The sequence below is a fragment of the Vibrio sp. T11.5 genome, from assembly GCF_027587155.1.
In the GTDB taxonomy this organism is placed as follows: Bacteria; Pseudomonadota; Gammaproteobacteria; order Enterobacterales; family Vibrionaceae; genus Vibrio; species Vibrio neptunius.
Map to the genome: position 1 here is coordinate 1 of NZ_JAPPTP010000025.1, position 11,745 is coordinate 11,745.

Genomic DNA, 11,745 nt, shown 5'->3' on the forward strand with positions numbered 1-11,745 from the left:
CGCGCTGATCGCTGGCGTCGGTTATTTCGCCACTAAGCCCTATTTTGCCGAACAAGCTCGCATAGAGGGCTTAGCGGAATGGTTGGTAACCAATAGAGGTAAGACCGATAGTTGGCTCCACCGTTATGATTTCGATATTCCAGATAACCCCACAGTGGCCGATTGGAGTACCGAGCAGCTCAAATTACCACAGGTGTTGTTTACCATCACTAACCCAGAAGATGAAACCAAGGTCAGCTATTGGGCGCTGAGTATTGATGGCACCAACCCTCAATTATTGATCCCTGATGGGGTCCTGCCACCACCACCATTCAGAAGTACCACTGATTACAGTAAATATATGTCGCGTTCACCCAACGGGCGTTATCTGGTGATTCCACAAAAAGGCGGTAGCGTCTTATATGACCTCGCCAATGGCGAAATCACCAAGCTGGGTAAGGTTGGCAGAGATATCCATCACAGCATGTGGGATATCGACAGTACTCAGGTAGTGGTTAAAAAAGGAGAGGAGCTACTGCTGGTGAAATTGGACACCAAAGCTGTGCTTAAGTTTGATGAAGTAAATGGGCCAATGGCACAGCGAGCAGCGTCTTTTAGCAAAGCGTATATGAGCCAGTCAGAGCAAATGATCTATCTAAGTTTTGACCGTGATATGGCGGGGGGCAATTTTTATTGTGGCGAATCTGAGGATTATATTGCAACCTTTGGCGACCATGGTGTACCTAATTGTGGCAATACCTTGGTGATTGATGCTAAAACACTGCAATTGATCGATCGCGGCGATTTCAGCCCAAGTGCTTTTGACTGCTATCTTAGGGGCAGTAAATTCTCCGATGGATTTTACTGCTCGGGTCATGGGCAGGGGCAAGTGTATCGTGTTGGCAGGCCCTCCCAGCAAGCTGGCCAACACCTAGCAAACGCGACCTTACTGGCGTTAAACGGCAGTGATATCTGGATGACTTCGATGAAACAGAGGAATATTTCACGTGTTTTAGAGCAGCTAAGCGAAAACAGCCCGACCAAAGAGATGCTCTATACATTTCGTGGTTTGCATGATGGTGAGCGAGCAGAAATGTCGGCGTTTGGCTTTGGCTTTAGCCGCTATGTGATTGAACATAAAGACAGCGATAGTTGGAGTGAATCTTTGTACCCATTGCCGACTTATGATGACCTTGAAAAAGCTAAAGCCGTATTACAGCAACGCAACCAGCGCTAACACAGCGGTTGCGTTGCCATCGCCTTGCGGAGTAACACAACTGAGGGTAACACCTCGCCATGGGCCTATAGCACCGGCAACCATTTCGCTGGCGGTGAGTGGCACCATTAACCCCCCGTTTTGTTTTGCTGAGGCGCTTTTGCCACCTAATAGATCATTAATGGCCTGGTTAAAATAACTATATTGCTAGTGATATTGCCTATTTCACTGTTCTATATGACTTTTTTCTTTTTCTTGGTTGCTATTGTCTTGCCAAGTGATTAGGATGTGGATTACCAAATCGTTAAGTAAACCTCCGGGTTTATCCGTTACCGCAATCAAAACACATTAATGATGGTTGTGGAGAACTCAAATGTTATTAGTTTGCAAATTTGTCCCAGGGAACACGGCTTCTCGGGAAATGCTAGACTACTTACTCTCGCCAGATGAATGTATCGGGCAGCTTTCGCGTGCGCACAATCCTAAGGATTTGCTCACAGCGCTACCTAAACCTTTATCTGATTCTATTCCTGATTCGGCGAAAAAAAACAACTACAGCTTACTGTCGAGCATTAAACAGTCCCTCGAACGAGGTGATTGGTTGGCGCTATCTACTTTTAGGCGGCAATACCCGCTCTCAGAAGCGGACCTGATCCGTTACCCTTTACTCAAAAAGCGGGTTGAGCGGTTGGCCGCCCAGCCAGCGAAGAAATTCCTTAAAGCCAACTACGATGCCGTAAGAGACGACGTCTATTTGGCACCAAACATCAGTTATACACCGGTTGAGCCTTCTCCAGACAAAAAGATAGTGGTCGAGTTTGCTGGCCAGTGGCGGTCTCACGCTGCCCGCCTTCTGTTGACGAAGACCGAGTGTCAGTCTGAAACCACCGCCACTCCGCAGAAAGACAGCAGTAAAAGTCATCGCAGCGTGTCGGTGTTTAAAGATCTCGAAGATGAGCCTCGCAACCTGTATTTGTCGATACCTATGAGTGGCTTACCTATGCCGCTTAAGCTGTTACTGGCCAAAAATGTCGAGCCTGTAGATGGTAGCGTCGATAAACCAGAGTGGGATAACGTCTTAGTGCCAGTCCGGCCGCTGGCTTATCTCGATGGCAGCAAAAATAAAGACAAAGCGTCTGAATTACGTGGCGGTTACCTTTACGTGTTCTGGAAAGGTAAGTTGTGGCGTGAAATGGCAATCACCGACAAAGGCTACTATCAGGATATCGACGTCGAGTATTACCGCGCCTTGTATAAACAGGAACAGGCGAAAAAGCAGCCGAAAGCGATTCATCGTGAAGCGGAAGGGTTTCCGCTGCCGCATTTTTGGGTGCCTTACAAGCTTCTAGGCGAAGTGCAACAAGGGGAAAATGGCGTCAAAGTATTATTTTCGCCTAAACCGAAGCGCTTCAATCAGATAGAGGCATTAGAATCTGATCCTGCATTGCTCGACAAATCCAGCACCCCCCTTGATGAGCTCGCGAGTTACAGCTCAGCGCAGGCGTTTTCTGCGCAGGACAACACCTCAGACGTTGATAGCGCCAAAGTCCATGCGGTTGGTGAAGACGATATGCCATGGCTGAGTGATCAACAACTGCTAGTGCGCAGCTTCGACAAGAGCAATACCGTGATTGCCTATGTCGATGGTAAAAACGATGGGTTGATGTTTAGAGTTGACGTTGGAACTTCCGGTACCACAGCGCTGAACACGCTCTATATTGTCGACCATAACAGTGACTATAAAGATGCGTTTGAACTGGAACTGTTTCATGGCCCGGATCATAACTGGCAGCAAGCCCTGTTAAGCGGCTTGTCCCCAGAAGGTGTCTTTACCATTTCACTGGTTTGCGACCAAGACCCCGACAGCCGACATATCTTGTTTGATCAAGTGGCTTATCAAGATTTGTTTGCACAACCACAAGGCTTTGCTGAACCTGAGCTAAGCCCTACACCGGATCAGATGCCCAAGCCGTTAAGCCGCGAAGATAAGCAGCGCTTTGAGTCGTTATTTATGGATTGGTCGTTTTAACTGAATAATAAAGTGAAACACAAATGAACAAGAAACTCTTACTTGGGCTTGGTGTCGCCACAGCGCTGGTCGCTGGCGTCAGTTATTTGGTCACTAAGCCCTATTTTGCCGAACAAGCTCGCATAGAGCTGCTTGCTGACCAGTTAGAATATCGAAATAAAACTCGATATGCTGGCGGAGTACGTTGGCACTACCTTTATGATTTTGATATTCCAGATAACCCCACAGTGGCCGACTGGAATACCGAGCAGCTCACGCTGCCCCAGATTCTATTTACCATAACTAACCCAGAAGATGAAACCAAGGTCAGCTATTGGGCGCTGAGTATTGATGGCACCAACCCTCAATTATTGATCCCTGATGGGGTTCTGCCACCACCGCCGCGTCGGGGCAATATAGATTTTAGTAAATATATGTCGCGCTCGCCCAATGGACGTTATCTGGTGATTCCACAAAAAGGCGGTAGTGTCTTGTATGACCTCGCCAATGGCGAAATCACCAAGCTGGGTAAGGTTGGCAGAGATATCCATCACAGCATGTGGGATATCGACAGTACTCAGGTAGTGGTTAAAAAAGGAGAGGAACTACTGCTGGTGAAATTAGCCACCAAAGCGGTGCTTAAATTTAATGAAGTAAACGGCCCATTAGCAAGACGAGCTGCGCTGTTTGGCAGCGCGTATATGAGCCAGTCAGAGCAAATGATCTATCTAAGTTTTGACCGTGATATGGCGGGGGGCAATTTTTATTGCGGCGAGTCTGAGGATTATATTGCAACCTTTGGCGACCATGGTGTACCTAATTGCGGCAATACCTTGGTGATTGATGCTAAAACACTGCAATTGGTTGACCGCGGCGATTTTAGCCCCAATGCCTACTATTGCCACCTCAGGGGCAGCAAGTTTTCCGATGGCTTTTACTGCTCGGGTGCTGGCGAGGGCAAAGTCTTTCGTGTCGGCAGACCCTCCCAACAGGTCGGCCAACACCCAGCAAACGCGACCTTACTGGCGCTAAACGGCGGTGATATCTGGTTGACTGAGCTGAGGCAGAGAAGAATTTCACGCGTGTTAGCACAGCCAAGTGAAAACAGTCCGACCAAAGAGATGGTCTATTTCCACCGTGCTTTGCACGATGGTGAGCAAGCAGAAATGTCGGCGTTTGGCTTTGGCTTTAGCCGCTATGTGATTGAACATAAAGACAGTGATAGTTGGAGTGAATCTTTGTACCCATTACCGACTTATGACGATCTCGAAAAAGCCAAGTTGGTTTTACAGGAGCGTAATCATGGCGATCGCTAAAATCGAAAATAAAGCTCTCTACTTGATGGGGCAATTGGTTGGGCCGGATGGAAAGGTGATTGACGGTAACGGCCTCTACCCATTACCCGGTTTTACCTTTGCATTACCAGAGCGGGTTGCCGCCGAAGTGGCGGATGAGAGTAGCAGTACTAACAGCGCCCCGCTGTACTTTAGTGATTCGGCCGGGCGGCTGCAAAGCTGGAACAGTGAAATTCGTTCCGTTGAGCAACTTGGTATAGGCAAGCAACAGAAAGGGGAGTCGTATTCTCTTTCCTCTTCACCGTTAACGGTCTTGCCTAATACGACCACGCTGAAACCGGTTTTTATTCCACCTTACTTAATCCCAGCTGCGGTGATGTCGCAAGAGCAAGACTGGACAACTAAGCTGGTCTCGTATGCAAAAAATATTCAGGATGCGCGCTTAGCAAGTGGGGCGCCGAATGAGATCGAAATTTCTACCGTTTCAAACGAGGTGATCACTAGAGATATTGACAGCGAAAAGCCGCTGCGGCGTTTTTTAGACCCTGATTTGGCTGCATTTTTTATTCAAACTGCGGAAAAGGCCGAACAGGAACTCGGGCTTAACGCTGGCGCCTATAGCACTCTTTACCAGCAGCTCTATAGTGGCGACTACAAACATGACTTTCACTATTTGCGTATTCCGCAAGTGTGGACAATCAACTTGTTTTTCTCCGCGGAGTATTTTGAAGGCGCGCAAGTGACGCTATCAGGCCAGCCGGAAAATTTAATCATCACAGGTGACGCCGACGATATTAAAGATAGGATCACCAGCCGTGTGCGGCCAGTTACCTACTTTGATATTGCCAATCAAACCGATGACGCGGCTCAAGCCGAACAAGTGACTCAATATGTCGCGACGTTTTGGATCATAGGCGGGCATCTCGACTCTGATGAGCAGATTAAACAGCTAATACGCTTTGATATCAACTTAGACAGTATTAAAGATTATTGGGGGAGTGACAAGCAATCGGCGAGCAGAGCATTAGACTCCGTTAGTAAATTACGTATTCCCAATAACCAATACTCGATATCTGAGCAAGTATTGCACCTGCCAATATTCTCGATTGCTGGGCGCAGTGTACTGGTCTCCGGCGACCCTATCTGTGTTGAAGAGGCATTGTTTCAACATGCACCAAGCCTGTTTAGCGACTGGGTCGATTGGAGCAAAAATCAGCCCCACACCGGTGACAACAAGGTTGACTCCGTTAGCCAACCTTCACTGGATATTCTGAATACCCTTGGTACCTATAAAGGCTTGCTAGAGGCGTCGGCCTCTGGGGTGATGGACCCATTCAGTATGACCACGGTGCATAAAGCCTTTAGTGCTGGTCTGAATGATATTCAGGCGGGTAACTTGGGGGAAGTCATCAAGCTGGCGGTGGGTATTGATGCCAGCGCGCGAGATTTCTTAGACTTTGCCGGAGGACTGTCAGCGCCAACGCAAGAGCGGGTTCCGATGGTCACGAGTATTGTCCAGAAACTTAACTGGAGTGGGGTGATCGCCTCAAACATACCTGACGCGTTTACTATTCCGCCAGCTTTGGAGCATTTTTGGCACAAGGTAGATGACAAGATACTGACACCGTTAAAGCCTTTCGCAAAAGTGATTGAGGTTAGCTTAGACAAACCCTTTGGTTACGCTGAGTTTGTTTCATCAGGGCTCAGTGTCTATAACGGTGTCCAAGACGCGCAAAAGGCGTTTGCTGCCTACAATAGCAAGTCAATCGAGTACAGCCAGAAGACACAATCTGTCGTTTCAACGATTGCCTTAAGTGAAGAATCGGAACAGCAACGGTTGCTCGAAGCTGAAGAAGAGCATAAAAAAGCCCTTTTGAATGCCTTTTCTGACCGTGCCAACCAGCATAAAGTGCTGCTTAATGGTAAGCCAATTGCTCAAAAACAAGCCGCCAAACCCGGTGAGGCGAGTTACTTAACCCTGTTGTTTGAGTTTGATAGTGCTGAAGACCGATTATCGCCATCGGACACGCAATTAGTGAGTAAAGTAGCTGATTATCTGCGCAACACGACGTCTGAAATGGTGCTCGAAATTAACGGCTTTACGTGTGATGTTGGTACGCTGGAATACAACTTGGTGCTGTCTGAAAAGCGAGCCTCAGCCCTCAAATCGGCTATTTTAAGCCGTTTAGCGACGGATGCAGCAAAATGGGAACCCCGTTTACTGGTGGTTGGCCGCGGGGTTGCCCCGAATAACGACAAGAGCCAGCGTCGTGCCAGCAGACGTGCAGAAATGCGCTTTTTCCTCAATTCTGCCTTTGATTATCCTCCTTGTCGCAGCTGGTTACTGGGCCTAGAGAAAAGTCGTCAGGTGTCCGTGTCGGCAGAAATGAAAGTACAAGATGAAGTGTGGAACTTCGCCGGTCAAGCCTTTGATATCGCGCTTGGTTTAGCCGCTCCTGTTTTGGGGCCGTCTGCTGCTATCGCATACACTTTTTATTGGGGAGGCGGCGTGCTCCTTTCTGCTTACCAAGGGGTAGAACAGATCCTCAATGAGGACATCATCAAATACAAGGAAGCGCAAAAGCAGTATTCAGAATTAGACGTTATCGGCCAGGCATTATTGCTGAAAGATGATGTCGCTTTTAATGAGTTGAGTGTATTGAGTAAGGCGTACATTAAACGCGCCATTGCGCTTAATGGTTTGGTACGTTTACTGCTCTTGGAAGCCTCAAACCCGGAAGAGGCAAGTAAAGTTATCGCTGGCAGTGATACGGTAAGTACCGCTTACGCCAATACCTCTAGTAAGTCCCAACAGCTTGATATCTTAGGTTATATTCGAACCTATCTTCTCAGTGATGACTGGGATATCGGTGGTACATGGTTGCCTTCGTTTCATTTAGATGAGGCTTGGTTGGAAACAAAGGATGACGTTGACAGTGCGGATAACAGCATCAAAAGTTTTCTTGCCTCGACAAGCTATTTTGTTTACAAAGCAAAGCAATCTGAGTTAGGTGAAAGGGCACTTGAACACTCTCAGAGTTATCAAAAATACTGTCCGATTCATACGCTGTCTGACCCATCGTTAAGCCAAATTAGAAAGCTTATTAAAACCCCAGCGTTGGGCAAATTAGGTGAGGATATTTATACTACTCACTTTGTTTCTATCCAGAAAGATGGGGTGTGGAAGTCGCTGGAGATGATCGTTAACGCTGGCGAACAAGTGTCGCCACTTGACCCTGTCAGAGTGCTGGTAGTTCTCGACATGAAGGATAAGAATCTAGCGAAATTTAAACAGGAAGGTACTTTAAGTTTGGTACCAATCGGTGTAAGGCCAGTTAGGAAGAACCGATTTATTGATGATGTTGGCGCATATACAACGGAATATGTTCGTCAATTGTCTCCCGACTCATTGCACGAGCTGGAACGGAATCATCTCTCTGAGAAAGGCTTACTTGCAGATGATAGCCCACTATTTGGTGTTTGTATTACACCGACTTATTACTTGGGTATCAATGTCATCAATGGTATCAAGCCTATGTCTGACGATTACGGCAGTAAGGATTGGGAGTCGGTCTTTGGTGCGGCGAATAAACAAGAACGCGCTTCTTACATTATGCGATACTTGCTGGAAGTTGGGGTACCCAATAACTCTGATACCGAAAAGGGCTTAACGTTTACAAGACGTCTTTACTACACCGACAACAATGGTAAGAGAGCGGAAATCTCGGCAGACAATTCTTCAATGTTTGAGCTCGCGATGTCAAAAGAGCATGAGTTCCTATACGAGAAAACCTTCTTAACCAGAACGGAAGAGAAAAAACGTCAATACCCTGAGCTATTTGAAGACTCTAAACTGGGGCTCTACGTCCACGATACCAATGTGCAATCACTCATACCGGGTGAGAGCCATACTAAACCAATGGAAGAGTTGGGCTGGACAAAGCAAAGGCCAGTAAGAGATCTTTCAACCCAAGCGACGAAGCTCTTGATGTTGGTGAGTACCAAGTCTGTGAAGAACGCGCAAACGCTGCTTAAAAATGGTGGTTTTGACACAGAAAGTATCGTCGTCGACACATGGTTGAGAGCGAATGATACTGAAGGGGATTATAAAGTGTCTCTATCTGGTAGCTTGCATCCACTGGGTACACTGACTTTTGATGCTGAAAACAGACAAGTCAGCTTTGTGACTAAGCCAGTGACAGAGAACTTTGTGCGATTGTCGCAGCATATTAAAAAACATGCCGTAAGCCTTATTAAGGATCTGGCGATAACCGAAAGCAGTTTTACTGACTGGGAGGCTAAGCCAGTCGATACGGATCTCTACGCAATGGAAGTATCGCTCGAATACGTCAATGCAACGGGTAACAAAACTCCGGGTATGCGTCCGTTTGTTGCTAACGATGATGAGAAGCCATGTATTTGGGTGGAGATGGAAGGTAAAGACGGCCTAGGCTTAAGTGCGTCCTCACAAGAAGTGTCTGTTGTTGGCGTAAATGAAGACAGTGACAATATTCCTTTCAAGCCGCAATGGTATGAAATGGACAAGCAAGATTTTGATAATGTAAGAGCCTACACTGCGTCCACGACGGATGATTTCGATGAGAACATCAAGTCGTCAAAAGATAAACAGATTAAACACAAATCTTCCAAACTCAATAACTGGATCAAAGCCTCGCCTGAGTTATTGAGTTACGTGAAAGCTGAAGATCTGTCACTTTCTGATGAACGTAAGAGCATGTTGAGAGATTGGTTGTATAACGAGCTCGATTAGTAACAAAACCGCCAGAAATGGCGGTTTTTTTTACACTAACAGCCTGCTGTGCTGTCTGATTCTCACTATGGTGAAAGGCTAGGTAAAATGTCGTTAGCGCTGGTGTTTTTGTCTATTTGGCTATTCTATCTGACGGTTGGCGTTTTTCTGCGCCAGTTTTCCTCGTTTGCTGCCATAACACCCGCCAATAGTGAATTGGTAATCACCGACAAAGGCTACTATCAGGATATCGACGTCGAGTATTACCGCGCCTTGTATAAACAGGAACAGGCGAAAAAGCAGCCGAAAGCGATTCATCGTGAAGCGGAAGGGTTTCCGCTGCCGCATTTTTGGGTGCCTTACAAGCTTCTAGGCGAAGTGCAACAAGGGGAAAATGGCGTCAAAGTATTATTTTCGCCTAAACCGAAGCGCTTCAATCAGATAGAGGCATTAGAATCTGATCCTGCATTGCTCGACAAATCCAGCACCCCCCTTGATGAGCTCGCGAGTTACAGCTCAGCGCAGGCGTTTTCTGCGCAGGACAACACCTCAGACGTTGATAGCGCCAAAGTCCATGCGGTTGGTGAAGACGATATGCCATGGCTGAGTGATCAACAACTGCTAGTGCGCAGCTTCGACAAGAGTAATACCGTGATTGCCTATGTCGATGGTAAAAATAGTGGTTTTAAACTTTCCGTCGAGACTGGGCTAATGGATTTTGATACCGCCATTACCCACTATGCCGTACTGTCTGACAGTGAAAGTGATTGGGTACTGAGTGAGCCATTAGAATACAGCGAAGACAACCCCCATTTTGCGACGGCGATATTGGGCGGCTTCCCACCTAAGGGCAAGTTTACTTTGCAAATTTCCTCGTCAGGGCACACCCACCATTCTGAATTGGTTTTTAGTGACCTAACCTTCGAGCAAATACTGGCATGGTCTCAATCAGCTAGTCCCGCTCCGGCGCTGGAACCGCGGCCTGAAGTGAGTGCCGAAGATCAAGCCGCAGTGGAGAACCTCAAAAGCTATATGTCGCTGTGGCAAAAAGAATTAGGACTATCAAAATGAACAAAAAAATCATTCTCAGTGTCTCGGCCCTAGTGGCGGTGGCGCTGGGTGTCGGTCTCGCTTATCGGCCACAGATTAACCAGTGGTTAGAAGCCAGAGCCGAAGAACAAGCAAAACAAGCAAGATACGATGCGGCTTTAAAAACGGTCGTTTCATATATGGATTCTTTTCCTGAAGAATCATCAGCTTTGACTGATTGGGTTTTAGCGGTCGCTGACCCAAGAACTGCACCGCTAGCCGAGTGGGACAAACCGAGCGATAAACCGCAGCTAATGACGCAAATTTATGAGCAAGAAAATAGAAAGCAAGCTGGCCTATATACCATGAACCTCGATGGGACTAACTTGCAAACGCTGTTAACCGCTGACGAAGTCAAAGGTTCGATAAGCTTTACAAAGAATCTGCGCCCACAGCGCTCACCCAATGGCCGTTATGTGTTTTTTAATACAGGGCTATTTTCCCAGCAAAAAGGTTGCGTTTTAGCGGATTTAAAAACCCGTCAAATCGAACGTTTTGGCGGCGATTGTAACTTTGGTGGCTGGTTACCTGATAGTAGTAAAGCCTATGTTTCCGAGCTGGTTACAGCGTATGAAATAGATACTGCGGCAATGACGATAAGCCCTTTACCACTTGCTGTGCCTAACCCAGATACCCCAGAGTTAAGAAAAGCCTGGTTTGATGGCAATGACCATGCGAAAGATAAGATAAAACGGGTACGCTTGGTAAATAATGGCACTCAGCTAGTGGTTAATATCAAGACTAGTTATAACAAGTCCTCCCTACAGGTAAACGCTAAGCCGACCTATTTAAGTTATAACGTTGGCGATTGGCAACACTACCAAAAAGAGAGTTTTTATCCTCAAGAGTGCATTCGTGAAGATTATATTTATTGGCGTGAAGATGGCGGCGCCTTTAGCTGCAATACCGCTGATGGCTATCGTGGCTATAATGCGAATGACTTAAGTCAATCTGCTTTACTGGCCGATAATACTCGCTACCCGCTTCAGCTTGGGGTGTTGAGCGGTCACGAAGATGTCACACCTAGATTTGGTCGTCAGCGTCAGCCAGATGAGTCATCGCCAATAGATACACTGCGTTACTTTTATAAGTTGCCTAACCCGCGCGATAAAATCTACGGTTTTTCACTGTATGTTCCACCAACTATCAGCTCGGACTTTAACCACTATAACCTAGTGCAACAGCTGCCCGCTTTACCTACTTACGGCCAATATCAAACCGCGTTTGACCTCAATTACCAAGAGCAATTAGACAAGTGTGAGCAGTTATGGCAAACCAAACACGAGGGTAAATGGAGCGATATGGATATTTATGGCTGCAAAAGCCTATGCCAGATAGAAAGGCATGGCAGTCACTTTATTGCTGTTAATTGTCAGTCAACAAAGGAGAATCGCCGTGGCTAATGGGA

The 11,745-nt window shown here is 46.9% G+C and carries 7 protein-coding genes; 6 read left to right on the forward strand and 1 reads right to left on the reverse strand.

Annotation, left to right across the window (positions count from 1 at the left end; all coding sequences use genetic code 11):
• Positions 1-4 precede the first annotated feature (4 nt).
• Positions 5-1,216, forward strand: a complete 1,212-nt coding sequence (locus OH455_RS19175) for a hypothetical protein (RefSeq protein ID WP_269982497.1) — start codon at positions 5-7, stop codon at positions 1,214-1,216.
• On the opposite strand, the gene OH455_RS19180 is transcribed toward OH455_RS19175, so the two are convergent.
• On the reverse strand, positions 1,193-1,324 hold the full coding sequence (locus OH455_RS19180) for a hypothetical protein (RefSeq protein WP_269982469.1): 132 nt from the start codon (positions 1,322-1,324) through the stop codon (positions 1,193-1,195). The genes OH455_RS19175 and OH455_RS19180 overlap by 24 nt on opposite strands.
• A 244-nt stretch (positions 1,325-1,568) precedes the next feature.
• On the opposite strand from OH455_RS19180, the gene OH455_RS19185 reads away from it, so the two are divergent.
• The 5 genes from OH455_RS19185 (at position 1,569) to OH455_RS19205 (ending at position 11,740) form a co-directional block, all read left to right on the forward strand.
• On the forward strand, positions 1,569-3,224 hold the full coding sequence (locus OH455_RS19185; RefSeq protein ID WP_269982470.1) for a hypothetical protein: 1,656 nt from the start codon (positions 1,569-1,571) through the stop codon (positions 3,222-3,224).
• A 23-nt stretch (positions 3,225-3,247) separates the two neighbouring features.
• Entirely contained in the window at positions 3,248-4,519 is a 1,272-nt protein-coding gene (locus OH455_RS19190; protein ID WP_269982471.1) for a hypothetical protein, read from the forward strand.
• Positions 4,506-9,269, forward strand: coding sequence for an OmpA family protein (locus OH455_RS19195; RefSeq protein ID WP_269982472.1), 4,764 nt, complete (start codon positions 4,506-4,508; stop codon positions 9,267-9,269). The genes OH455_RS19190 and OH455_RS19195 overlap by 14 nt, the downstream gene beginning before the upstream one ends.
• Positions 9,270-9,356: 87 nt before the next feature.
• Positions 9,357-10,319 carry a hypothetical protein gene (locus tag OH455_RS19200; RefSeq protein WP_269982473.1) on the forward strand — a complete coding sequence of 321 codons (963 nt, stop codon included), beginning with the start codon at positions 9,357-9,359 and terminating at the stop codon, positions 10,317-10,319.
• A complete protein-coding gene (locus OH455_RS19205; protein WP_269982474.1) occupies positions 10,316-11,740 on the forward strand; it encodes a hypothetical protein in 1,425 nt (474 codons plus the stop codon). The genes OH455_RS19200 and OH455_RS19205 overlap by 4 nt, the downstream gene beginning before the upstream one ends.
• Positions 11,741-11,745 lie beyond the last annotated feature (5 nt).